General features: G+C 62.3%; 15 protein-coding genes. 13 read left to right on the top strand and 2 right to left on the bottom strand.

Features of this window, described 5'->3' with window-relative positions:
• Positions 1 to 94: 94 nt before the first annotated feature.
• Positions 95 to 460 (bottom strand): phage holin family protein, encoded by a 366-nt coding sequence (locus AB5767_RS03305; RefSeq protein WP_118079521.1) that lies wholly within the window; start codon positions 458 to 460, stop codon positions 95 to 97.
• A 324-nt stretch (positions 461 to 784) separates the two neighbouring features.
• On the opposite strand from AB5767_RS03305, the gene AB5767_RS03300 reads away from it, so the two are divergent.
• The 12 genes from AB5767_RS03300 (at position 785) to AB5767_RS03245 (ending at position 24,572) form a co-directional block, all read left to right on the top strand.
• Positions 785 to 1,084, top strand: a complete 300-nt coding sequence (locus AB5767_RS03300; RefSeq protein ID WP_022094855.1) for a YerC/YecD family TrpR-related protein — start codon at positions 785 to 787, stop codon at positions 1,082 to 1,084.
• Between the two features lie 219 nt (positions 1,085 to 1,303).
• Positions 1,304 to 4,420: a PD-(D/E)XK nuclease family protein gene (locus AB5767_RS03295; RefSeq protein ID WP_368131338.1), complete on the top strand. Its 3,117-nt coding sequence runs from the start codon at positions 1,304 to 1,306 to the stop codon at positions 4,418 to 4,420.
• Between the two features lie 3 nt (positions 4,421 to 4,423).
• A complete protein-coding gene (locus AB5767_RS03290) occupies positions 4,424 to 8,050 on the top strand; it encodes a UvrD-helicase domain-containing protein (RefSeq protein WP_368131339.1) in 3,627 nt (1,208 codons plus the stop codon).
• Between the two features lie 176 nt (positions 8,051 to 8,226).
• A complete protein-coding gene (gene dnaE / locus AB5767_RS03285; RefSeq protein WP_368130714.1) occupies positions 8,227 to 12,030 on the top strand; it encodes a DNA polymerase III subunit alpha in 3,804 nt (1,267 codons plus the stop codon).
• A 38-nt stretch (positions 12,031 to 12,068) separates the two neighbouring features.
• Positions 12,069 to 15,542: a DEAD/DEAH box helicase gene (locus AB5767_RS03280; RefSeq protein ID WP_368131340.1), complete on the top strand. Its 3,474-nt coding sequence runs from the start codon at positions 12,069 to 12,071 to the stop codon at positions 15,540 to 15,542.
• Positions 15,543 to 15,708: 166 nt separating this feature from the next.
• Positions 15,709 to 16,071: a desulfoferrodoxin family protein gene (locus tag AB5767_RS03275; RefSeq protein ID WP_161156252.1), complete on the top strand. Its 363-nt coding sequence runs from the start codon at positions 15,709 to 15,711 to the stop codon at positions 16,069 to 16,071.
• Between the two features lie 117 nt (positions 16,072 to 16,188).
• A complete protein-coding gene (locus AB5767_RS03270) occupies positions 16,189 to 18,174 on the top strand; it encodes an NAD(+) synthetase (protein WP_368131341.1) in 1,986 nt (661 codons plus the stop codon).
• Between the two features lie 137 nt (positions 18,175 to 18,311).
• Positions 18,312 to 18,833, top strand: a complete 522-nt coding sequence (gene ruvC / locus AB5767_RS03265; protein WP_035137351.1) for a crossover junction endodeoxyribonuclease RuvC — start codon at positions 18,312 to 18,314, stop codon at positions 18,831 to 18,833.
• On the top strand, positions 18,833 to 19,453 hold the full coding sequence (gene ruvA / locus AB5767_RS03260) for a Holliday junction branch migration protein RuvA (RefSeq protein ID WP_055310211.1): 621 nt from the start codon (positions 18,833 to 18,835) through the stop codon (positions 19,451 to 19,453). Before ruvC ends, ruvA begins: the two co-directional genes overlap by 1 nt.
• Positions 19,453 to 20,520, top strand: a complete 1,068-nt coding sequence (ruvB, locus tag AB5767_RS03255; protein ID WP_022095140.1) for a Holliday junction branch migration DNA helicase RuvB — start codon at positions 19,453 to 19,455, stop codon at positions 20,518 to 20,520. Before ruvA ends, ruvB begins: the two co-directional genes overlap by 1 nt.
• 145 nt (positions 20,521 to 20,665) lie before the next feature.
• The gene (locus AB5767_RS03250) at positions 20,666 to 22,333 is read left to right on the top strand and encodes a formate--tetrahydrofolate ligase (protein WP_368131342.1); all 1,668 of its coding nucleotides are present in this window, start codon (positions 20,666 to 20,668) and stop codon (positions 22,331 to 22,333) included.
• A gap of 400 nt (positions 22,334 to 22,733) precedes the next feature.
• A complete protein-coding gene (locus AB5767_RS03245) occupies positions 22,734 to 24,572 on the top strand; it encodes a zinc ribbon domain-containing protein (RefSeq protein ID WP_368131343.1) in 1,839 nt (612 codons plus the stop codon).
• Positions 24,573 to 24,861: 289 nt separating this feature from the next.
• On the opposite strand, the gene AB5767_RS03240 is transcribed toward AB5767_RS03245, so the two are convergent.
• A complete protein-coding gene (locus AB5767_RS03240) occupies positions 24,862 to 25,098 on the bottom strand; it encodes a hypothetical protein (protein WP_035137347.1) in 237 nt (78 codons plus the stop codon).
• Between the two features lie 137 nt (positions 25,099 to 25,235).
• Here AB5767_RS03240 and AB5767_RS03235 point away from each other — a divergent pair, with 137 nt between their 5' ends.
• Positions 25,236 to 26,192, top strand: a complete 957-nt coding sequence (locus tag AB5767_RS03235; RefSeq protein ID WP_368131344.1) for an SNARE domain-containing protein — start codon at positions 25,236 to 25,238, stop codon at positions 26,190 to 26,192.
• Positions 26,193 to 26,271: the final 79 nt, after the last annotated feature.

Below are 26,271 nucleotides of genomic sequence, written 5' to 3'. Positions count from 1 at the left end.
CTGCCCTCTGAGGCTCGACAAATGACAAGGCCGCCCATCGTTGCGATGGACGGCCTTAGTTTTGGCGTGTTGTGGCGGTCCGTATCCGGTTGCTTTAGTTCCTGGCGACGCTGTCGAGAATGCTGCGCATGATGGATACCAGGATGCTGCCCATAAAGGCCGATCCAAAGCTGGCAATGGAGATACCCGCGCCCAGCAGATTGACCGACAGGTAGCTGGCCAGCTCGAGCATAAAGCTGTTGACTACGAGCTGAAAAATACCAAGCGTGATAATAGTGAGCGGCAGCGAGATGACCGTCAGGAACGGCTTGACGAGCGAGTCGACGATGTTGAGGAACAGTCCCACGAAGGCAAAACACACCCAGGCGTCGGCCATGCCGAAGGGCTGAATGCCGGGGACGAGAAACGTTGCGATCGCGATGGCGATTGAGGTAAAGAGCCAGTTAAGCATAAAGCGCATGGCGTGAATCCTTTCTTGCGCCGGGATTGCTGGCGTCGCGTGAAGCGGCTTACGGCGGCGACCTGGATGGTTGCGCGGGCGCGCCGCGGTGTTTGGGCGCCCATTGTCTCAGATATTCATGGAGCTTGCGTGCGCATTCGGTTTCAAAACGGCGTTCGTCCTAGAAAACGCGCCGCTGGCAGAGAGTCTTGTCGCTTTAGTTTGGTGGTGTGCTACACTGCTACGGGCAAAAGCCACAGGCGTTGCCCTATTGCATAGAACGGGCGAACGATGCCCGATGTCAGTATCAACTTCGATGCCTTTTGGCGGGTTTGGCGGTGATCGATGAATATCGAGAACATGTTTGACAAGCCTGATGTCAAGCAGCTGGTCCACGCATTTAGCCTTTTGGACGACGAGAAGGATATCCAAGCGTTTTTGACCGATATCTGCACGCCGCGCGAGATTTGTGATCTATCGCAGCGTCTGCAGGTCGCGCGTTACCTGGACGAGGGCGAGCCCTATGTTGAGGTTCAGGCGCGTACCGGCGCTTCGTCCACCACGGTGAGCCGTGTGTCCAAGGCACTCAACGGCGAGTACGGTGGCTACCGCAAGATCCTCATTAAACTGGAGGATGGCGAGTAGGTCGCGCCAAAAACGAATTGTGCAAAACCGCTCCTCCGGGGGCGGTTTTTTGATCCCCTGGGGACGGAGGAAAACGGATCACCGGGTTAGACTGACCCTCTCCATGATCCGTTTTCCTCCGTCCCCAAGGGATCAAATCTGTTGGCGTGGGGCAAATCTGTCCGCTTGGGCGGGTAGGATGGATGCATTGATTATTGCGAACAGTTTGAGCGGAGGACCATGCCTGTTCGAATCTATACCACCAATGCCGGCACGGATTTGAGCGATGCCGAGTCTGCGTTGCTTGCCGACCTTATCGCTCGCCACGGGCGTGCCGTGTTGCTGGCACCTACGTTTGCCGAGCTCGACCTGTGCCGTCATGATGCGGCGGGAGCCGGCGTTTCGCTGGGTATTGACTACAAGACGCCTACATCGTGGCTTCGCTCGCTTTGGGAGCTTTTGGGCGACGGGCGCGATTTCGTCGACAACCTGCAACGCCAGATGCTGTTTTCGGATATGGTCACGCGTCTCGATGATGCCGATCTGCAGCCGCTTTCGCGCAGCCAGGGCACGGTGCGCATGCTCGCGCGCATGGCTCGCGACGTGCTACCGGGTGTGGCGGGGACGACGGCCGAGCGATGCGGTGGCAACAACTGCCAGCCTAAGCCAAAAAGCGATGCCGAGGCTCGTGTATTCGAGCTTTTGCGCGCCTATGCGGGCGGTTTGGACCGTCGAGACATGGTCGAGCCCTGCGAGGCAGCTGACATTATGGCCGGTGCCCTGGCCGATAGCCTGCCGGCGTGCACCCGCGCCGTATGTGTGCGCGGTATCACGTCGTTTACGCACGGTCTGCTCGAGCTGCTGTCTGCCGTGGCGAACAATGGGGGAGAGGTCGTCGTGCTGCTTGCCCGCGAGCAGGCGGCGATGCGCGAGGAGCTTGCCGCGGCATTTGATGCCCGCGGCGTGCTGTTTGAGGCCGCGCCGCTGGAGGAGGATGCCGTCGCGCCTGATGCCGCTTGCGGGACCGCCGCTCAGCCTGCCTTTATTGAGGTCGCCGGCCCCCATGCCCGTGCTCATGTCTATGCGGACGCCATCGATAAGTTGGTGAAAGCGCACAAGGAGTCCAAGGTCGATAAAGCTACTGCAATGCCCACCGACCCCGTGCGCGTGCTCGTCGTTTCTGCCCGGGCACCCCAGCTGTTCGGTGAGCTCGCCTCTCGTCTGGCGGCTCGTCATATCGCTGCCGAGACAACTGAATTCACGGCGTTTTCCCAATCCATTGCGGGCAGGCAGTTTGCGGCGCTTGCCGGCCTGATCGAGCGCATGAAGGCCGCCGATGAGGGCGCGGCGTCAAAGACCGAGTGGTGGCCCGCGCCGGAGCTTACCGACTGGATCTACAGCCCGCTTTCGGGCGCTGATGCCGTCAGTGCCCGTACCTTCGATAAGAATATGCGTCTCTCGCGTAGCAAGACTACCGCGAGCGTTAAGAGCCTGCTGCAGAGCGTTCAGGGCCAGGTGAGGGGCGCGCGCAAGGCGGCGAGCGACGACAACTGGTTTAAGAACGTACCGTGTGTGGTTTCGGACGTGTTCCAAGCGCTGTGGCGTGACAAGCCCGTGACGGCGCTCAAGGCCATGCTTGCCGTTGCCGAGGCGTTGCCCGATCGCGCCCTTGGAGGCCTTGACGGTCAGGCTCGTCACCAGGCGGAGGTGGCCTTGCTGCGCCACGTCATCGAGATCCTTATGAATGGCGCCCGCGCGCTCGACGTGTCGCAGGCCGCGACCGTACCCGTGCTCGATGGCATTCGCACCAAGGTGGACAAGCGTAGCACCGCCTACGATTACGAGACCCACGAGGTTGACCGTGCGCCACGTGCTCAGGTTCGTTTTGCTTCGCTTGCCGATGCGGCAGCTCTGCGCCCCGGCAGCTACGATGCCGTGCTGTTTGCCGATGTCGATCTGGACAGCTATCCGCTCTCGCACGAGGAGGGGCCGCTGGCCACGCTGACGGCGAGCCTTGGTCGCGAGGGCGTGACGCTTGAGCCCGCGGCCTTGCTGCGCGCGCGCTTTGGCCACGCGATGCAGGCGTCACGTGGCTCGGTTGCGCTTGCCCGCGTGACGCACGATCGCCAGGCGCGCGAGTGCTATCCGGCTGCCGTGTGGACCGAGTTGCGGGCGCATGCCGAGGCCGCTGACAACGCTAAGGCCGCTGACGCCGACAAGGCGAAGTGCGTGGGTGAGGGTGATATCGTAAGGGACTTCGATCCCGCGGCAGGCGAAGGTCTCAAGCGCGAACGCGTGACCTGTGAAGCCCCTCAGCATCTGAGTGCCGAGGCCGTGCCGTATTTGGTCCTGCGTCGTCGCGATGGCGAGGGCGAGGACGCGCCGCTCGTGCCGCGCCTGACGTCCGCCTCGCAGATCGAGGCCTATTCTACCTGCCCGCTGTGCTGGTTCGTTTCGTATCGCGTCAAACCTCAGTCCATCGATGCGGGCTTTGGCAACATGGAGAAGGGCAACTTTGTCCATGACGTGCTGGAGCACTTGCATGCACGTCTTCCGCAGGAGGGCATGGAGCGCGTGACGCCCATGAATCTGCCGCGCGCGAAGGAGCTGCTGCACGAGGTCTTTGCCGAGACCCTGGCCGAGCACGCCGGCAAGCGCGGTACCGAGGGCCCGCTGGTGCCGCTCTCTCCAGTGGAGGAGCGCCAGGTGGCCGAGATCTTGCCGCAACTGGAGGGCGTGCTCGCCTACGAGTCCGAGGCGCTCGCGCCCTTCGCGCCGCGCTACCTGGAGTTTGCGTTCAACGAGCTCCAGGTCGAGTATGCCGGCTGGCCGCTCGGCGGGCGCATCGACCGCGTGGATGTGGACGCCGAGAACCGCGCTGTGGTGATTGACTACAAGCATCGTTCGGGTGTCGAGGAGTTTAAGCTCGCCGACCCCACGGTGCGCGACGAGGAGTCGGGCGAGGCCCCCATCGACGATCCGCGCTGGCTGCCGCCCCATACCCAGACACTCATCTACGCGCAGGCCATGCGCCGGGCGCTGGGTCTAGATGCCCGTGCGGCGCTCTATTTTTCGACCAAGGGCGGCAAGCCCGCACTGCGTGGTGCCGCAAGTGCCGAGTTGCTCGAGGAAGAGCGCGGCGACGGCCGCATTCCGGGCCTTAAGAAGGGCTTTCCGGGCGAGGGCGGCAACATGGACTTCGATGCGCTGCTCGACCGCGTGGAGACCGGCATTGCCGAGCGCCTGCGCGAGCTCGAGGCGGGCATCGTCGCCGCTGTCGACCCGACGTCGGCTCAGGCCGCGCATGCGCGCTGCTTGTATAACCACGAAGGAACGTTTGTAAGGAGGGACGTGTAGACCATGGATCTTTCGACCTTGATGCCGCAACAGCTGCAAGTCGTCAAAACGCTCGACCGCCCGCTGTTTGTCTCGGCAGGTGCCGGCTCGGGCAAGACCTTTACCCTCACGCGCCGCATCGTCTATGCGCTCTCGCCCGAATCCGGTCCGTTTGTCGAGCATCTGGACCAGGTGCTCGCCATTACCTTTACCAAAGACGCCGCGGCCGAGATTCGCGACCGCGTGCGCCGTGCGCTTATCGAAGAGGGTATGGACGAGGAGGCCCTGACCGTCGACGACGCTTGGATCTCGACTATTCACGGCATGTGCTCGCGTATCCTGCGCGCGCATGCGCTGGAGCTGGGCATCGATCCTGAGTTCACGGTGCTCACCGATACCGATGAGCTTATGGATCAGGCTGTCGAGCATGTGCTGGGGCGCGCGACGGTGCCCGATGCCGCGCCCGAGCTCGCCGCCTCGCTTAAGGCCCTCTACGCTTGGTATCCCATGGCGGGCGAGGGCGGGCCGTTTGGCGCCGGTACCACCATCAAAGGCCTGGTGCGCGACCTGTTGGAGCTATCGAGCCAGCTGCCGGGCGGCATGGACGATGTGTGCGTGGCGCGCGGCCAGGCCGACACCTCGGCGCTTGCCGATGCCTATCGTGCGGCGCTGGGCGCAAGCAAGGCCACGACCGAGAAAGCGCAGGCGGCACTCGACGCCATCGACGCGTTTGAGGCGAGCGGCAAAACCATGGAGGATGCGGCGAGACTCATGATGTCGTGCAGCATGCCACGCGCGAGCAAGGCGTTTCCTAAGGAGCAGGTGGAGCTACTCAAGGCCGAGGCAGCCGATGCGTTTATCAATATCGTGCTTGCCTGCGGCGGCCCGGCGCTCGATGCGCTGGTGGGGCTTGCCCGTGCTGTGGAGGCGGAGTACCGTGCGCTCAAGGCCGACCAGTCCGCGCTCGACAATAACGATCTGTTGCGCATGGCATACGAGGCGCTGCGCGACTACCCGGCTATTCGAGCTGCCTATGAGGGCCGCTTTAAGATGGTCATGATCGATGAGTTTCAGGATACCGACCAGATGCAGGTCGATCTGATTCGCTATCTGACGGGTGCGGGCGAGCGCGCGCTGTGCACCGTGGGCGATGCACAGCAGTCGATCTACCGTTTCCGAGGCGCCGAGGTCGAGGTGTTCCGTCGCCAAGAGCGCAAGGTGGGCTCCTCTGCTGCGCCCGAGTCGACTGCCGTGGCCGACGCCCCTGCTGGCGAGCTCGTTAAACTCGTGCGCAACTTCCGCAGCCATGACGAGGTGCTGCGTTACGTAGCACGCGTCTTCGACGGCGATACCGGTGGTTTGATGCAGGGGTTCTTGGATCTTGAGCCGAGTGACGATCGCGAGGACAAGCTCAAGGCAAAGGCTTCGCGCCGCCAGGCGCTGCTCGTTGCCGGCGGCAGCACCCAGGAACGAACGCAGGCGAAAGCCCGTGCGATTGCGGAGCGGTTCCAAGCGCTCGTTAAAGCGGGCCAGCCCCAGGGCAGCATGGTGTTGTTGCTGGGCCGTATGACTAATGCCGACGTCTACGCGCAGGCTTTCCGCGACCAGGGACTCGACTGCGTTATCGCGGGCGGCTCGGTCTTTGCCCAGGCAGCCGAGGTGCAGACGGTGCGTGCCCTGGTCTGCGCGCTCGCCAATCCGGCTGATACGGCCCAAGGTCTTATGCCGTTGCTGGCCTCGCCGATGTTTGCACTCGGCGTCCAGGAGTTCCTGGCGCTGGCGACCAAGCTCGACGAGCGGACGGGCGAGACGTCGCGCCGCAATATCGATGTGGGCATCATGAGCGATTCCGATGTGCCGGGTTTGCAGAACCTGCCGCTCGTGACGCGTGCCCGCGAGGTACTGCGCTACGCGCTTCGTCGCGTGGGACGCGATTCGTTCGCCGCCATCGCGCGCGACGCGGTCAATGCCTCCGGCTGGTTCGTGCGTCTGGCGCAGCGCGGCCCCGAGGGGAAGGCCATTGCCGCCAACGTGCTCAAGGCGCTCGACGCCGTGACCGAGGCAGAGGCCGAGCTCGGCAATTCTCCGCGCTCCATCGCGCTCGCCTTCGACCGCTTCTTGGCGGGCAAGGAGGCCCCGGGCGCGCTCAACGAGGAGGGCGACGGCGCGGTGCGCATCATGACCGTGCATGCGTCCAAGGGTCTGGAGTATCCGGTCGTAGCGGTTGCCGAGTGTTTTGGCGTGCGCAAATCGTCCGGTGCGGCACAGATGGGTCGCGTCGACGGTGGGGCGCATGTCGTGGCGCTGCCGGCGCGCTTCGATGGCGTTAAGCTTGCCGACGGGACCTTCGTGAAGGGCGATGACGTCAAAAAGCAGTTTGAACACGCGTTTAAGGGCAAGGGCACGTCGCTGTGGCTGCCGCCAGAGCTTATGGAGGACGTATGCGCGACGGGCTCTCCCGCCGAGGCATTTGCTCGCCTGCGCAACGACGACCTGCGGCTTTCGCTCGAGGAGCGGGCCCGCCTGCTCTACGTTGCCATGACGCGTGCGCGCGAGCTGGTGATCTTGGCGATGGATGCCGGCGTGAGCCGCGGCAAGGTGACGGCGCCGACCTTCGACGTCGAGACCGATCTGACCTACGACGTGCTGCGCCGTATTTTGCCGACCGACACTCTGGACATGCCGCAGCTCGATGCCGACCGCCTGGTGTTCGACAACTCCCAGCCGGGCGACTACGAGCTCATTTCGCTCGCGGACTTTACGTTTGGCGAGCAGGCGTTTGAGGCCAACGCTTCGCTGGATGCCGAGGGCAGGCTTGTTCGTGGCGATGCCGATGCCGCCGATAATGCTGCGCGCTCAACCGTCCCCGGTCCTGCCGACCCCAAGCCCGATTCGTTTGAGCTTGTGTATCCCCAGGCAGTGGGCGTGCGCATGGGCATCTGTCCGTATCCGATGCGTGACTCGTATAGCTACTCATCAATCGCCGCGGCGCTCCATGCCGAGACGGAAGACCGTGCCGCCGAGGCTCGTGTTCCCATGGACGAGGCCGGCGATGATGCGGAGTCGGATGGTTCCGAGATGACGGATGCAGACGTGGCCGCCGTTGAGCCCGCCGGCAACCCTATGGCGCTGGGCTCGGCGTTCCACGCCGCCTGCCAGTGGCTCATCGAGATGGGTGCCGATGCGCTGCCCGCTGCGCGCGCCGATGCGCTGGCGCGTCTGTGGCGCCTGACGCCGGAGCAGCGCGAGCGCTTCGATGTCGCCCTGAATCGCTGGCTCAAGTCGGCGGTCCGTGCCGAGCTGCTTGCCTGGCCGTGCGTTCGCGCCGAGGTGCCGTTCTTTTCGCTGGGCTGCGAGGACGAGGACATCGCTCGCTACGGTGCATATGCCGAAGGCGCCATCGACGCTTTGGCGACGAACCCGGCAGATTCGTCACGCGCGCTGGTCATCGACTACAAGACGGGCGGCACGCCGGATGAGACGCCGGAGCAGCTGCAGGAGAAGCACGCCCTGCAGGCGCGCGTCTACGCTGATGTTCTGCATAAGGCGGGCTTTGAGGCCGTGACCGTCAAGTTCGTCCGCGTGGAGCAGCCGGATCCAACCATCTTCGTCGAACCCGCCGAGCCCCAAGTAGTCACCTATAACTTCTAATCCTCAGATAACTTGCGGTGGAATAGTTCCTGCATTGCGGCCCAGGTGGCCCAAGCGGGAACTATTCCACCGCAACTGCAAGAGGAGCCGTGTGGGTTTGGCTAGGTTCGGGTGCCGTCCGCGCCGTGCGGTAAAATCGTTCAGTCAGAACACGAACCCGCATCGGAGCTCATCACATGGCATTCGTCCATCTGCACAACCACACCGTCTTCTCCATGCTCGACGGCGCAACCCGTATCCAGGATATGGTCAACCGCGCCGTAGAGCTGGGCATGCCCGCCGTCGCCATTACCGACCACGGCTACATGTATGGCGTGCCCGACCTGGCGCTGGCCTGCGACGCCGTCAACCACAACACGCCCGAGTACAAAACCTGGAGCCACGACAAGGCCTTCTTGGAAAAGGACCGCCGCGACGAGCTGGTGGAGCCCGATCCCGAGGAAAACCCGCGCGAGCATGCCCAGTATGTGAAGGACATGGCCATGTGGGACGAGAAGGGCAACATCGACGAGCTCAAGCCGCCCCTGGTCATCAAACCCATCTTTGGCTGTGAGGTCTACTTTACGCCGGACGAGACGCTCGCCCGCGACCATAAGCCCGAGCTCTACCACATGATTCTTCTGGCCAAGGACCAGGAGGGCTACGTCAACCTGATGCAGACGGTCTCCGAGGCCGCCGTGCAGGGCTTTTACTACAAGCCGCGCGTGACGCTCGACAACCTGCGCCGCCACGCCAAGGGCATGATCTGCACCAGCGCCTGCATCGCGGGCATCATTCCCAAGTACATCGACCGCGGTGACATGGAAGGCGCCATCAAGTGGGCCGAGACCTTCCGTGACACCTTCGACCCCGGCGACTTTTATATCGAGATCCAGGAACACGGCATCACCACCGACAACGGCCTGACCGACGAGCAGATGGACCGCGCGCTCATCGATATTGCCAAGCAGGTGGGCGTCAAGGTCATCGCCACCAACGACTTCCACTACCTGCGCCGCGAGGACGCGCCCGTGCAGGACGTCATCATGTGCATTGGCATGAACGCCAAGGTCGACGACCCCAACCGCATGCGCATGACCGGCTCGGAGTTTTACATGAAGACCGAGGAGGAGATGCGGGCGATGTTCCCGTATTGCCCCGAGGCCTGCGACAACACGCTCGAGATTGCCGACAAGTGCTATGTGGAGCTGGACTGGGACTCCATCATCCTGCCGCGCTTCCCGTTGCTCGATCCCGGCGAGACGCACGAGAGCCAGTTCCGCCGCGAGTGCGAGAAGGGCCTGCGCCAGCACTATGGTGACGATTGGGCCACGCGCGAGATCTGTGGCGTCAACATCAAAGAGCGCTTTGAGTACGAATACAAGGTCATCTGCGACAAGGGCTTTGCCGCCTACTTTTTGATCGTCGCCGAATACGTGCAATGGGCCAAGGACAACGGCATCGGCGTCGGCCCTGGCCGTGGCTCGGCAGCCGGCGCTATCGTCGCCTACGCCATGAACATCACCGCGTTTGACCCGCTCGAGAACGGCCTGATGTTCGAGAGGTTCCTGTCCCCGCAGCGTACCGAGATGCCCGATATCGATATGGACTTCGACGATGAGCGGCGCCTCGAGGTCGTGGAGCACGTTCGCCAGCTCTACGGCCCCGAGAAGGTCACCCACGTTATCACCTACTCGACCATCAAGGCCAAGCAGGCCATCAACGACGCCGCGCGCGTTCTGGACTACCCCGTCTACATGGGCCAGCGCCTGTCCAAGATGGTCTCGAGCGACCCCAAGGTCAAGCTCAAGCAGGTACTCGAAAAACAACCCGGCAAAGAGGATCTGTTTAACCCCGACTTTGCCGAGGCCTATAAAAAGGACGACGACGCCCGCCGCATCATCGACACGGCGCTCTCGATCGAGGGCCTCACCCGTGGCGAGGGCGTGCACGCGTGCGCCGTTCTGATCTGCCGCGACCCCGTCAACGAGCATGTGCCCACCAAGCTCGACACCAAGGGCGGCGTCGAGATTACCCAGTACGAGGGCCATACCGTTGCCGACATGGGCCTGCTCAAGATGGACTTCTTGGGCCTGCGCACGCTGACGGTTATCTCCAAGGCCAAGGCAAACATCAAAAAGAACTTCGGCATCGACATCAAAGAGGAAGAGATCCCCTTTGACGATCCCGAGATCTTTAAGCTCATGGGTTCCGGCCACACCGCCGGCGTCTTCCAGGTCGAGTCCGCCGGCATGACGGCCACGATCAAGAATATGAAGCCCACCGAGTACAAGCACGTCGTGGCATTGATCGCCCTGTACCGCCCGGGCCCGCTGGGCGCCGGCATGGTTTCGTCCTACATCAACCGTATGAACGGCAAGGAGCCGGCCGTCTCCTACGACGACCGCCTGGACGACATCCTGGGCGAAACCTACGGCACTATGGTCTACCAGGAGCAGGTTATGCTCATCTCCGTCGAGATGTGCGGCTTCTCCAAGGGCGAATCGGACTCGCGTATCCGTAAGCCCGTGGCTAAGAAAAAGATCAAGCTGCTCACGTCGACGGTGCTCCACTGGGAGGATGGCTCGGACGAGACCACCTACGACCACTGGATGAACGGCGCTATCAAGAACAACTACACGCGCGAGGTCGCCCAGAAGATTTGGGACGATGTTCTCGAGTTCGCATCTTACGCCTTTAACAAGTCGCACTCCGCTGGCTACGCCATCCTGGTTATGCAGACGGCGTGGCTCAAGGCGCACTATCCGCACGAGTACATGGCGGCCGTTCTGACGTCCTACACGGGCAAGACCGACAAGATCGTGCATTACGTCTCGGCGTGCCGTCACGACGGCATCCCCGTGCTGTCGCCAGATGTCAACGAGTCCGGTACCGAGTTCACGGCTACCAAGGAAGGCGTGCGCTTTGGTTTGGCTGGCATCCGCGGCGTGGGCACCGGCGTGGCGCAGGCGATTATCGCCGAGCGCGAGGCGGGCGGCCCGTTTAAGACGCTGCACGACTTTGTCGAGCGCGTGGACTCGAGCCAGGCTAACCGTCGCGTGATCGAATCGCTCATCAAGGCAGGTGCTTTCGACTCCACGGGGTATCCGCGTCGTCAGATGATGCACTTTGTGGATAAGAACAACCCCGAGAACATCATCGATGCCGCGGTAAAGCGCCAGAAAGATCGCGCGAGTGGCCAGACGTCGTTCTTCGATATGTTTGGCGACGTTGAGGGCTCGGGCTTTGAGGTGAGCGTGCCCGACCCGGATGGCCAGGAGTGGGACCGTCACCTTAAGCTGAGCCAGGAGAAGGAGGTTCTGGGCATCTACGTCTCGGACCACCCGCTGCGCCCGTTTGAGTATGCACTAGCCAAGGCACGCGACTTCTCGTTCTCGCAGATCGATACCGGCTACGAGGTGCAAAACCCCACGGGCGGTACCATCAACCAGGAGATTCCCGAGGGCAAGGCGCTGTGGTGGGCCGGCATGGTCTCGAGCGTGTCCAAGCGCGTGACCAAAAACGGCGACCCCATGGGCATCGTGCAGCTCGAGGACATGGAAGGCGAGGCCACGGTCGTGGTGTTCCCCAAGACCTACAAAGAGGCCGAGGGATACCTGTACGGCGAGGTCGATCCCGAGACCGGTGCACAGCTGTCCGATGCGTTTGTGCGCATTAAGGGCAAGCTCGAGCGCTCGGACCGCGGCGACCAGATCATCGCGCAGGAGATCGTGCCGCTGGAGCTCAACGAGGAGAACAACAAGCCCAAGGTGTTTGAGGTCATGGTGCCCAACAGCCGCTTTAGCCAGGGCAATATGGCGCGTCTTGCCACGGTGCTTACCGCCAACCCGGGCGGCGACCGCGTGGAGATCTTTATCGAGCAGGTGGACGGGCGCGTACTGCGTGCCGAGGTACCGGCCAAGGTCAACGCACGCTCGATTCCGTTGTTGGCAGAGGCAAAGGCCATCGTGGGCAACCAAGGCAGAGTGACGGTGATCTAAGGGCGACCTTGCTGGTCCGCGCGAGATTGGAGGAAGTGATGGCACAGGGGACGTTTGTGCAGGCGCTTCGTAAGGAGGCGGCGCTCAGCAGTACCTTTATGAAGGGGCGCTCGCTCATGCTCAACGGTGCCGTGCTGTCATTCGAAGATTCCGGCTCGCGCTTCTCCAAAAACGTGCACATCGAGGGTACAGTGCGCGGCTCGCGCGGCGACCTGTACAAGACGCACGTGGCGCTCGACATGGACGAGCACGAGGTTATCGACTACGATTGCGATTGCCCGGCCGCCTTCCGCTATTCCGGCATGTGCAAGCACGCCATCGCCACGGCGCTAGCGTATCTGGATGCCAGCGGCGCCGAGCCCGTCGAGGGTTTGCGCACGCCGGTCCGCACGTTTACGGTACCGCCCGCACAGTCCAAGCAGCCCGCCCGTCCCGCGCCCACCGCATCTGCGGTCAATCCCAACTTTCCCTTCCCGGCGCCCGTCCCCACGAGCCCAAGCCTTGTGGCGGCGCTTTCCGATCTTTCGGACGCGCGCATGGATGAGCTCGTGGCCATGCGTCGCAAGCTCGCCGGCACCATTGACCCCGATGCGCCCAAAGCGGTGCTGGAGCCCTCGCTGGTGCCGTACTACAATCCGCTGTTTGCCGATCGCTTTAACTGGGCGCTTGAGTTTCGCATTCGCTGCGGTTCGGTGTCCTACGTGGTTAAGGATATCGACGGCATGGCCGATGCCTATGTGCGCGGCGGTACGTTCTCCTATGGTAAGAAGCTTACGTTTGTCCATGTGCCCGAGGCGTTCGATGACGTGTCGACAAAGCTGCTCGACTTTATCGCAATGACGGTCGCCTACCTAGGCGATATTACGAGCTCGCGCTCGGCATCGTATGACTTTGCCCGCAGCGGTTTTGTCGCCGAGCGTCAGTTGCCGGTATCCGAGTATTCCATCGTGTCCGTGCTGGACCTGCTGTGTGGCAGGACCCTGTCCTTTGAGCCTGCTTGGTCGCGGGGGACGACGACGCATCGCGCCTACGAGGTGGCGGTCGAGCCGTCGCCGCAGGGGGAGGGCGAAGTCCCGGCCAAGCGCCCGCCGCTCCTTGCCGCCAAGATTGCACCGGCGGCGGGAGGCAGCTATGACCTGCGCCTTCCGGCCGATATGTACTGCTTTGTCGCTGGTGACGCAGCCTATCTGGTCGATACGCGCCGCGCGCGCCGTACCGACACGGCGTTTGCCCAGCATGCGGCACCGTTCCTGTCGCGCTTGTTGCCCTGCCGCACGCCGGTCCATATCGCCGCCGACCAGGTGGGCGAGTTCTGCCGCATGGCGCTGCCTATCTTGCGCGACTACACCGACCTGACCGCCCCCGCCGCGCTCGATGCCGTGGCGCCCGAGCCGAGCTTTGCCATGGCGATTGGCGTCGACGATGGCCTTGTGACCTGCAAGATTACAGTGGCCTACGGTGATTGGTCGGCAGATCTCTTTAGTCTTGGTGCTCCGGGTAGTCCTTTCGAAGAGCAACGCCCCGGCGTTCCGCCCCGCGATACGGTGGCGGAGTTTCGCGTTATGGACACGGCTGCCCTGTATTTCGATTTCTACGAGGGCGGCCTGGCGTTTGAGGAGCGCGATGACGCCCGCCTGTTCTGTCTGCTGACCGAGGGACTGGCGACTTTGTCCGAGCTGGGCGAGGTCATGCTCAGTGATCGTCTGCGCCAGATCTCGGTGCGCCCCGCGCCCAAGCTTTCGGTGCGCGCGACCGTCAAGAGTAACCTGCTCGACGTCGAACTGGGCGCAAGCGGGCTCTCGTCGGCCGACCTTGCCATCTATCTCGATTCGTATAAGCGCCACCAGACGTTTGCGCGCCTCACGTCGGGCGACATCATTCGCCTGGACGAGGGAGCGCGCGCCGCGTTTGGCCTTGCCGAGGACTTGGGCGTCGATGCCGTCGACCTGCTCGATGGCGTGTCGCTTCCCGCGTCGAGCACCCTGTTCGTCGACAGCATGCTTGCGCGCACGCCCGAGCTCGAAGCCGATCGCGACGCTGCATTCCGTCGCACCGTTGAACGCCTGGACACGCTCGGCAAGATGGACTTTACGGTGCCGGCCTCGCTCAAGGCCACACTGCGCGGCTATCAGGTCGACGGCTACCAGTGGCTCGGCTCGCTCGAGCATCTGGGCCTTGGCGGCATTTTGGCCGATGATATGGGTCTGGGCAAAACACTGCAGATGATCGCACATATCCTGGCGCGCGTGGAGGCGGGGGACGCTAAGCCCACGCTCGTGGTATGCCCCGCGTCGCTCGTGTACAACTGGGCTGCCGAGTTGGAGCGCTTCGCTCCCTCGCTTGATGTGTGTGCCATCGTGGGCGCCAAGGCCCAGCGTCGCGTGCAAATTGCCGGTGCCGCCGAGCACAACGTGGTCGTGACGTCGTATGACCTCATGCGTCGCGACATCGACGAATATGTCGAGCAGGACTTTGCCCGCGTAGTGCTCGACGAGGCCCAGTACATTAAAAACCCGCTCACGCAGGTGGCGCGCGCCGCCAAGCGCCTGCCGGCCGGCGTGCGCTTTGCCTTGACGGGAACGCCCATCGAAAACCGCCTGTCCGAGCTTTGGAGTATCTTCGACTTTTTGATGCCGGGTCTTCTGGGCACGCGCGACTCATTTGCCAAGCGCTTTGAGAGTCCCGTCGAACATGCCGAGGGCGACAGTGCCGCTCGTCTGCAGGCGCTCGTGTCGCCGTTTGTGCTGCGTCGCGTCAAGGAAGATGTGGTGGCCGACCTGCCCGAGAAGATCGAGGATACGGTGATGGCGCAGCTTGCCGGCGAACAGCGCAAGCTCTACCTGGCCAACCAAGACCGCATCGCCCAGCAGGTGCAGCACCGCGAGGCCGGGGAGTTTAAGAAAGATAAGCTCAAGGTGCTCGCCGAGCTCACCAAGCTGCGCCAGATCTGCTGCGACCCGCGTCTTCACTACGAGGATTACAAGGCGGGGAGCGCCAAGCTCGATACGTGCATGGAGCTCGTGCACGGCGCACTCGACGGCGGGCATCGCATCCTGTTGTTCAGCCAGTTTACGGGTATGCTCGATATCATCGGCAAGCGCCTGTCTAAGGAGGACATCGCCTTCCTTAAGCTCACGGGCGCTTCGTCTAAGGAGAGCCGCGCCAAGATGGTTGCGCAGTTCCAGGCAGGCGAGGTGCCGGTGTTCTTGATTTCGCTCAAGGCGGGCGGTGTTGGCCTTAATTTGACGGCTGCCGACGTGGTCATCCACTACGACCCGTGGTGGAACGTGGCCGCGCAGGACCAGGCGACCGATCGCGCCCACCGCATTGGCCAGCAGCACACCGTGACCGTGTACAAGCTCATCGCCAAGGACACGATCGAGGAGCGCATTATGCAGATGCAGGAGTCCAAGCGCGATCTGGTTAACAGCGTGCTCGGCGGCGATGGCATCTCATCGGCACTGTTCACGCGCGAGGATGTTCTGGCACTGCTGGGCGGCGACGGTCGCTAGCTGCGCACGGGATGGGGGCTGCCGGGTCGGGCCAGGTCGCCGGTTCGTCCCGGCCCGACCGCATGCCTCACCCGTTATGTGTTCATTTGCAATGCCATGGATGGTCCGGCGCTCTTTGGGCATAAGAACCATCGAGAACATTGGCACATCAGCAAAGGAGAACATCATGGCGAAATTCTTTAAGGACTCCGACGGCAAGCTCGTTGCCGCCCTTGGCGACGGCGTTGCGACCCCTGCCGGCTGCACGGAGCTGACGGCAAACACCGAGGATGCGGCGCACGAGAAGCACGTGCCTGTTGTCGAGATCGAGCGCGACGGCCACGTCATTCGCGCGCGCGTGGGCTCGACGGAGCACCCCATGCTGCCCGAGCACTACATCGAGTGGATTGCGCTTGAGGCCGAGGGCCGCCTGGAGGTCCATTACCTTGAGCCCGGCATGAAGCCCACGACGTTTTTCGCTGGCGGTTCCAAGACCGGTACCGTCTATGCCTACTGCAACCTGCATGGGCTGTGGTCCGCGACGTTCTAGGAGCGCGCCCCCGCTCGGGGTATCATAGCTAGCATATGCACATGCGAGCGCCGGCTGCATTATGCGGCCGGCGCTTTTACTACGACAACGATGTTTTAAGACGGAAAGGGCGGGGCCATGAAGCTCGCACTTGCACAGATCGATATGCGCCTGGGTGACATCGAGGGCATTTGCGGCCGCATCGAGGACCAGGCTCGCCTGGCTCATGAGCGCGGCGCGCGCGTGCTGTGCGTTCCGGCCCCGCTCTTTATGGGTGCCATGCCGGGCAGCCTGGTGGGCGCTGCCGATTTTGAGCACGATATGCTGACGGGCCTGACGGGCGTTGCTGAGCGCATCCAAGAGCTCGACATGATCTGCATCGTGCCCGCTGCGGTTTCGTTTGAGGGCCAGCCCCTGCTTGACTATATGATGCTCAAAGATGGTCGCGTGGTGCCCGCGCGCGCAAGTATTGCCCTGCAGCGTGGCGAGAACAACGACGCGCGTTGGGCGCCTCCGGTGTTTGACGTGGACGGCGTGCGCATCGCCGTGGTGTTTGACCTGAACCGTGAGCTCGAGATGCTGCCGACCGGCGTCGACCTCATCGCCTATTTTCAGTTCAACGCGTTTGATATGACCGACCGCGAGACGGCCGCCATTGCCGCCGTTCGCAGCGGTGCCTACCGCAAGATCGCGTCCAAGCGCAGCGTATGGTTTGCCTGCATGGCGCCGGTCGGTGCCTATGACGAGTCGGTGTATACCGGCGGGTCGTTTGTGCTCGACGACTGCGGGCGAGTGGTGGCCCAAGCGCCGTGCTTTGAGGAGAGCCTGCTGGTTCAGGAGATTCAGCGCGGCGTGATGCTCGATGCTTTGGAAGACCACGAGCTGCCCGAGTTTCGTTCCGAGGAGTGGTTGTGGCAGGCGCTGGTGCTCGCTGTGCGCGATAACGCCCGTGCCCATGGCACGTCGCGCGCCGTGGTGGCGCTCGAGGGTGATTTGCCGTCGTCTTTGCTTGCGGCGCTTGCCGTCGATGCCTTGGGTCCGCGTAACGTGATTGGCCTGGTGCTGGGGCGCAATCGCATCTTTACGCCGGCGCAGGAGGAGGCAGAGGCCACCCGCTGTTCTGCCGTGCGCTCAATCGCCGAGCACTTGCACATTCGCACCGTCGAGCGCGATGCGCCGGATGCGGCGCGCGTGCTCGACCGCGACGTGTCGGCGGGCGATGCCGAACGCCTGCGATCGCGTGCGCTGGGCCTGATGCTCGAGGATACGGCGCTCGAGCTGGGCGCTATGGCGCTGAGCCCGCTTTCCAAGACCGAGTACGCGCTGGCGGCGCCCGCGCTGTCCGGCGGCTACCAGGGCGACTTTGCACCCTTTGGCGATGTGTATCTGTCGACGCTCGAGTTTGTGGCACGCGTGCGCAACCGTGCCTCGGCCGTGGTGCCCCAAGAGCTCGTGACGCTCAACGCAGTGGAGGATTGCATGGATCGTGTGCTGGCGCAGGCACTCTCGACGCTCGCCGGTCCGGTCGACATGCTCGATCGCGCGGCGCAGCTGCTCGGTGGGCTCGAGCCGGGCGAGGTCGATGGCACGCTCGAGGCGCACGTGGACCGCAACCGTCCCTTTGACGACATCCCAATGGCCGCCGGCAAGCCCGAGGCTTGCTCGCTGCTGCTGATGCTCGTGCGTCAGGGCGAGGCCGCCCGCCGCATGCTGCCGACGGCGCCGATCGTCTCGGCCCGTTCGTTTGTCGAGCGCGCCTGGCCGTACATGCTTGCGTGGTCCGATCTGGGGCTCAACGGCAAGGAGCGCATGACGGTTGATTCGCTGGCGCGCGCCGAGGTGCGCCGCTTTGCTGACGAGGATACGAGCGAGCGCGTGCGAAACGAGATGATGGGCGTGCTGGGCGAGCTACTGGGTATTTCGCCCGAGCAAATGGAGGAGCTGCGCTCTGAGGACGGTCAGCGTCGTTTGCACGAGGGAATGAAAAAGTTCGAGGGCGAGGTTCAGGACGCCATCGATAAGATGATGGGCGGTCAGGGCGGCTCGCAAGGTAGTCCCCAGGGTGGCCCGATGCCGCATCCGCCGGTTGATCCGAGGCAGTTCCCCTTTTTCTCGCAGAACTAACTATGGGATAGGATTCGCTCCCAGTCCCGATACTTCAACTAAGCATCTCGGCCCCGTTGTGTTATTCTAGAACAGACGTTCGTGAATGATGCGCGGGGCCTTGTCTTGCGCTGTGCTTGTGGCGAGGGGAGGTCGGCTTGGTCATTTTGGGTATCGACCCCGGTTTGGCCCATACGGGTTGGGGGATTATCGAGGAGCGGCGCGGCGAGGTTCGCTGCCGTGCCTACGGCTGCATCGAGACCAGTGCCGGAAGTCCGCTCGCGGTGCGCCTGTCGCATATCGCCCGCGACCTCAAGGGTGTCGTGGAGCGTTATCGACCCGATACCGCTGCTATCGAGAGCATTTACTTTGGTGCTAACGTTCGCTCGGCAATTCCTACGGCGCATGCCCGCGGGGCTGCACTCGTGGCGCTGTCGGAATGCGCGCTCGAGATTGGCGAATACACGCCCATGCAGATCAAGCAGGCTGTGGTGGGCACCGGCGCCGCGGACAAGCGGCAGGTCGCCTACATGGTACGCACGCTAACGCAGCTCGACCACGACCCGCATCCCGACCATGCCGCCGATGCCCTGGCTTGCGCCATCTGCCACGTAAACCTCAGCCGCACCCGCGCCCTTACCGGTGGCGAGTTCTATCAACAGAGAGGAACCGGATACTGATGATTTCCCAGCTCCACGGAACGCTTGTCGAGGCCACGATGAGCTCTGCTGTCGTCGATGTGTCGGGCGTTGGCTTTGAGCTCGGCATCTCGGGCAGCACTGCGGCCACGTTGCCGACGCCCGGCGGCGAGGTCCGCCTCTACACGCGTATGCAGGTGCGCGAGGACGCCATGACACTTTTCGGTTTTTCCTCAAAGGATGAGCGCACGATGTTCGACCGGCTCGTGTCCGTTTCGGGCGTTGGCCCGCGCCTGGCGCTTGCCGTGCTTTCCACCTATACCGTGGGGCAGCTGTATTCGCTGGTGATGGCCGAGGACGACAAGGGCATGGCCAAGGTACCCGGTGTGGGCAAAAAGACAGCTCAGCGCCTGATCCTGGAACTCAAGAGCACCTTTGCCAAGGATAAGGGCTTTGTGCCGGTCGACGTGATTCCCGGACAGGTTGCGATGCCCGTGCCCGCTGCCGCTCCCTCGGCGATCGATGATGCCCGTGCGGCGCTCCTTTCCATGGGCTTTAGCCCGCAGGAGACCGATGTTGCCCTGAGCGGGTATGATGGGCAGAATATGCGTGTCGAGGATCTGCTCGGCGCGGCGCTTAAGCGACTCGGAATGGATGCGTGATGTGGGAAGCCGATGACTCTCAGGACCTGTGGGCGACGCCCGGTAACTCGCCGGCGGCATCCATGGCGCACGGCGAGCGCATGGTGGGCTCGGAGCTGACGGCCGAGGACCTCGATGTCGACCGCACTTTGCGCCCCCAGCGCCTGGACGACTACTGCGGCCAGGAGCACATCAAGCAGAGCCTGCGCGTGTTGATCGAAGCGGCGCAGAGCCGTGGCGAGACGCTCGACCACGTGATTTTCTCGGGTCCTCCGGGCCTGGGCAAGACCACGCTGGCCACCGTTATCGCCAACGAGCTGGGCGCTCAGATCAAGACCACGAGTGGCCCTGCCATCGCGCGCACGGGCGACCTAGCGGCCATCCTTACTAACTTGCAGCCGGGTGATGTGCTGTTTATCGACGAGATCCACCGCCTCAACCGTTCGGTCGAGGAGGTCCTGTACCCCGCGATGGAGGACTTTGCCCTCGATATCGTGATTGGCAAGGGTCCGGCGGCGCGCTCGATTCGCCTGGATATTCCCAAGTTTACGCTGGTAGCGGCAACGACCCGCTCAGGCATGTTGACCGGCCCGTTGCGCGACCGCTTTGGCATTTCATATCGCCTGGATTACTACACGGTCGAGGAGCTCGCGCAGATTGTGACGCGCTCGGCGACTATCCTGGGCGTGACGATCGACCATCCTAGTGCGCTCGAGATCGGCTCGCGTTCGCGCGGCACGCCACGTCTTGCCAACCGCCTGCTCAAGCGCGTGCGCGATTACGCACAGGTGCGCGGCAACGGCCCCATCGAGCTCGATATCTGCCGTCAGGCGCTCGAGTTCTTCGAGATCGACGAGCTCGGGCTGGACTGGATGGATATTCGCATTTTGGAGACGCTTGCTAAGACGTTCTCCGGTCGTGCTGTGGGACTTACGACCCTTGCCAGCGCGGTGGGCGAGGACCCGGGCACGCTCGAGGATGTCTATGAGCCCTATTTGCTGCAGTGCGGGTTGATGATTCGTACGCCGCAGGGCCGTCAGGCAACCCTTCGCACCTTTGAGCACCTGGGGATTGAACCTACCGTTTAGGGCGCTTTGTTTTGGCGTGCTGTTGGGCTATCGCCGGACATTGGGTAAACATATCGCCGTTCATCGGTTATGGGCGTTTTTACTATTGCGCGCCCGTGCTATGCTGAATTGGTCTTTTTCTCATTCGGTAACGAAAGGACCGCCCATGCCTACTGACATCGAAATCGCACGTTCTGTCACGCCGCTGCCTATTACCGAGGTGGCCAAGAACGCCGGCGTCGACGTTAAGCACCTTATTCCGTACGGCTTCGACAAGGCTAAGGTCGACTATTCACTGCTCAACGAGCCGACTGATCACCAGGCCAAGCTCGTCCTCGTGACCGCTATCAACCCAACGCCTGCGGGCGAGGGCAAGACCACCACGACCATCGGTCTGGCCGACGGCCTGCGTCGTCGCGGCGTCAAGAGTGCCGTGGCCCTGCGCGAGCCTTCGCTCGGCCCCGTCTTTGGCGTCAAGGGCGGCGCTGCCGGCGGCGGCTGGGCTCAGGTCATCCCCATGGAGGATATCAACTTGCACTTTACCGGTGACTTCCATGCCATCGGTGCCGCCAATAACCTGCTGGCCGCCATGCTTGATAACCACATCCAGCAGGGCAATCAGCTCGGTATTGACGTTAAGCGCATCACTTGGAAGCGCGTCGTCGATATGAATGACCGTCAGCTGCGCCACGTCATCGACGGCATTGGCGGTAAGGCCCAGGGCGTGCCGCGCGAGGACGGCTTCGATATCACCGTCGCCTCCGAGGTCATGGCAATCCTGTGCCTGTCTACGAGCATCAGCGACCTCAAGGAACGCTTGGGTGAGATCGTTGTCGGCTACAGCTTTGCCGGCGAGCCTGTCCGTGCCCGCGACCTTAAGGCCCAGGGTGCCATGGCCGCGTTGCTTAAGGATGCGCTCAAGCCCAACTTGGTGCAAACGCTCGAGGGCACGCCCGCGTTTGTCCACGGCGGCCCCTTCGCCAACATTGCCCACGGCTGCAACTCTATCATGGCCACGCGTATGGCGATGCGCTTTGGCGATGTCGCCATTACCGAGGCCGGCTTCGGTGCCGATCTGGGTGCCGAGAAGTTCCTCGACATCAAGTGCCGCATGACGGGCGTTCGCCCCAGCGCCGTCGTGATCGTCGCGACCGCTCGTGCGTTGAAGTACAACGGCGGCGTCGCCAAGGCCGACCTCAACGAGGAGAACCTCGAGGCACTCAAGGCTGGCATGCCCAACCTGCTGCGTCACGTCGACAACATCCAGAACGTTTATGGTCTGCCCTGCGTGGTCGCCATCAACCGCTTCCCGACGGACACCGAGGCCGAGCTTGCGCTCATCGAGTCCGAGTGCCAGAAGCTTGGCGTCAACGTTAAGCTTTCCGAGGTCTGGGCCAAGGGCGGCGAGGGCGCGCTCGAGCTGGCCGATGAGGTCATGCGTCTGATTGAGCAGCCGAGCGAGCTCAAGTTTGCCTATGAGGACGGCGCTGATGTCGCTGATGCCCTCGAGGCCGTTGCCACCAAGGTCTACCGCGCCGACGGCGTTGACTTTACGCCGGCCGCCAAGCGCCAGCTCGCCGAGCTGCGCGAGAGCGGCTTTGGCAACCTGCCGGTGTGCGTGGCCAAGACGCAGTACAGCTTTAGCGACAACGCCAAGGCGCTGGGCGCTCCCGAGGGCTTCCGCATCACCGTGCGCGAGCTCAAGGTTTCCGCCGGTGCCCACTTTGTGGTCGCGCTGACCGGCAGCGTTCTGACCATGCCTGGCCTGCCCAAGGTTCCCGCGGCCGAGAACATCGACGTCGACAACGACGGCAACATCACCGGCCTGTTCTAAGCCTGCTACTCATAGCCGCTTGTCCGCCCCGCCGCGCCAACCAAGGCCCGGCGGGGCTTTTTTGATCCCAAGGGGATGGGGGAAACGGATCATTTTGCGGCTGTTGGGTCAATGAGGCTATCCGTATGGGGTTGTTCGTCCAAAACTATGCCGGTTTACTACGATGAATCGGTATACCTCGACCATATCTGGATTTTCCGATAATGACCGATTCGTCTACCTGCGGTTTTGTTTTCTAGTAAAGTAGCGTGCTCAGGTTCGGGCGATTTATCGTAGTAAACCGGCATAGTTTTGGACGTGGCGGCAATGTTGCGCAACAAGAATGGGGATTTTTCTCGTACGGTGTAGTTGGAAGAACTGCGCGGGCGCATTGCGGCTGCGACGAGAGACGGGAGATGCGATGTATTGCACCAAGTGCGGAGCTCAGATACCCGATGGCTCCACGTTTTGCACGAGCTGCGGCGCTCGCGTGGGCGGAGTTGAGGACCAGGCGGAGCCTGTGGCGTTTCCGGTAGGGGATGCGCCGTCGTCCGCTCCTGTGGGACAGCAAGCTCCTCAGGGTGCCCCGGTTCATATGGCGGCGCAGTCTCGTTATGAGGAGCCTATGACCGAGCCTGCTGAGACCGCTCAATCGTTTGTTCCGACGCCGCAGCCCAAGAAGCCCAAGCACAGGGGCCGTATCGTCGCTGCCGTTATCGGCGGTGTTGCCGTTGTCGCCATCGTAGTGGCAATCGTCGTCGTGCCGCGCATCGGCTCGTCGTCCGAGGTGACTTCGGGCGGCAAGGGCTACGTTGTCTGCGCGTGCGAGACTAAAGTGCTGCCCAAGAACAGCAAGGGCAAAAAGCTCAAGAGCTATACCGTCGAGCTGGCGCCGGTGTCTGGCAAGGGCAAGAGCTACACCATCAAAGTGGATGGCGAGGACGGCTTTGTCATGGAGGACTTTGGCGAGCTGCCCGACCAGAAGTACCAGATGACCATCACCTCGGGCAAGGGCAAAAAGAAGAGCACGACCACCATGAAGGTCGACTACGCCAAGGAAGGCTCGGACGCTCCCAAGAACGTTGAGCTCACGCAGTCCAAGAAGGAGGCCAAGGCCTCTGCCAAGGCGGCGGTCAAGACGGCAAACGAGCTGTTCACCGACAAGATCCTCGAGTACCAGAAAAAGTACGGCGAGGGCGAGGCTGTTGAGATTGATGATTCTCAATCTACGTATGGAGCCCAGGGTGTTGCCTATGCCAAACTTGTTGACTTTGATGGCGACGGCCAAGATGAGCTACTGATTGAGTATTCCGATGAACCGGTGGACCGTGTGGATAACGCGGCCGCTGCGCATCTTGAAGTCTGGGCGTATAAGAATGGCAAGATTGAGAAGGTCTATACGCCGGATGTTAGTGTGGCTCCCCATCAGGCGTATGTGTCTTTCGCTCCTTTTTCTGGCGTTTATGGCGTGCTAGTTTACGATAAGGATTCGGTAAACGAAACCATCGCAACGGTGGCCACGACGCTGGAGCAGCTGAAGTCGAAGGACTCTGACGATGCGCAGGTGGGCTACGAGGCCGTTTCTGCCACGCAGGATGTTGACTTTACGGCTGCGGTTGGCGAAGGCCCGCTGGATCCGTCTCCCGATGACACGTGTCAGATCACGGCTACGTGGACCTACCCCCAGGTGAAGGGCCAGGGCGTGGGCGTCGCCAAGTTTAACAAGGATATGGTCCAGCTCGTTGCGAATACGCTCGAAGCGAGCAAGCAGGCCTCGATGGATGACGAGGACAGCCGCGTGACCATGATGTACACCGCCGAGATCGTTTCAATCGATGGCGATATCGCCTGTGTGCGTACGTTCACCAGCAGCTATCAGCCTCCGTATCGATCGGAGCGGGTGACGAGGTCGGCGTACTACAACCTCAAGACGGGTGAGCAGGTTTCGCTCGAGGACTCGCTTGCGCAGCACGGGCTCTCGTTCGATACCCTCAAGAGTGAGGCCAAGCAGGCAATTAAGACGGCAAAGCCGGATATGGACTCCGTGTCCGAAGACAACATCGACGATGACGATAACTACACCGAGGATCATTTCTACTACGACGGCAAGGGCTATATCATCGTCCTCGATACCGGCGAGTTTGACTGCATGGCATGGGATACGCACGACTTGGTGGCGCACGCCTTCGACTCGAGCTATTCCTGCGGCCAGGATGTAACGCCCGAGCGAGCCAGGGCTACGTACGTACCCAATGAGTAAGGTGGACCGCGAGGGATAAATTGAACAGTCCCCGGTGACGCAAAACGCAGCACCGCCGGGGACTTTTTGATGCAAATTGGCTCCGAAACAAGCAATCGGGCCAGCCGCGCCACGAAAAGCGCCCATCTACTACGTTTACCAGGGTTGGACCGACCATGGAGCGTTTTTTAACAATGCGGCAAGACGTTTACCTGCGGTTTTGTTAACACAAATATGGCTATGGTTGGCACCCTTGGGTTAAACGTAGTAGATGGGCGCATTTTTTGGTGCACAGCCCAAGAAGGGATCATTAGCCGCGCTGGAGGCCGAAGAGTTTGGCGTTGCGCTCGGCGACCATCATGTTGATATCGGCGATTTCCATCTCGCCGTCAATGTAGGGCTGGTAGGTGCCGTACGGGTCGCCTGCTCCCAAGCTGCAACTGCCGCAGTTGTCGCAGCTGCCGTTACCGCAGCCCGCGAGCGCCAGCTTAATGATCTCCTCGCGTTCGGCGCGCGTTGTGTCTTTGATGAGCTTGCTTTTTGCCATGACGTTCCTCGATTCGCTTGTGACCGTCGGCCGCGCATGTCTTGTAGATACCGGCGGGCTTTGCCCATCATAGGCTTTTGCGCGGGTAGAATGCATGGATAACTTATTGCTTACGGGCGACGGAAAGGAATCGTTGCATGGACCAGGATAAGACGACCGTAATGGGTGGCTACGGCTCCCCGCGGACGGGCAATGGCGCCGATGAGACCCGCGTCGTGCCGAATCCCGGCTACGCTGCCCCCGATACGACGCAGGTGTCGGCCGATCCCACGCGCGTTGTGAATTACGGAAACGCAGCGCAGGACCCGTATGGTGTCTCGTCGCAGAGTCCCTACGGCAACGCGGCGGCAGACCCTTATGATGACCTGCTGCAAAATCCCATTCCGCAGCCTCAGCAGACGACATATATGCCGCGCACGGCACAGCCGCGCTACGAGTCGCGCGACCGATATGCGCGCGAGCCGTATCGTGAGTATCCCAAGTCCATCCCTCAGTATGGCGAGGACGAGGAGAAGAAGCCTTCGCGTTCGTCGAGCGTGATCAAGAAAATCCTGATCGTTCTGGCGATCTTCTTTGCCCTGTCGGTTGTGTTTGCCATCGTGTCGGGCATGCTCAACAAGCGGGGCGCCACGACTGATACCACGGCCGAGCAGACCGAGACTACCCAGTCCGGCACCGTCGACCTGAGCGATATCCCGGGTCAGTACTGGTCCAACGCCAAGCAGCTCCTCAAGTCGCGTGGGGCCGATCTTTCGAATGCCGTGATCCTGACCGATGACGGCTCGACGCCTGTTGTCGACGCCAACTGGGTGGTTACGTCTGCATACTACAACGACAACGGCAACCTCGAGATTCAGCTCACGCGCAAGGACGGCTCGTCGGGCAACGCGTCCGGCGACCAGGGCGGCGCGGACAGCTCGAGCTCTAATACGCTGGAGGACCTGAGCAACAAGGCCCAGGAGCTGGGAGATAAGGCCCAAGAGCTGGGTGACACGGCTCAGAACCTCGGCGATACCGCACAGAACCTGGGCGATATGGCAACGAACGCCTGGGATGCCCTGCAAAACGGTATTTCGGGCGCGCAGGGGAACTAGCGGTCGAGCGGCTAGAGCCTTAGCAGTGCAAACAAAAACGGGACGCAGGATCGCGTGACCGGGCGCGTAGGCGCGTTGG

The organism is Collinsella aerofaciens (genome assembly GCF_040926265.1).
Classification (GTDB): domain Bacteria; phylum Actinomycetota; class Coriobacteriia; order Coriobacteriales; family Coriobacteriaceae; genus Collinsella; species Collinsella aerofaciens_BB.
This window is presented reverse-complemented; position numbering and strand designations above follow the sequence as displayed.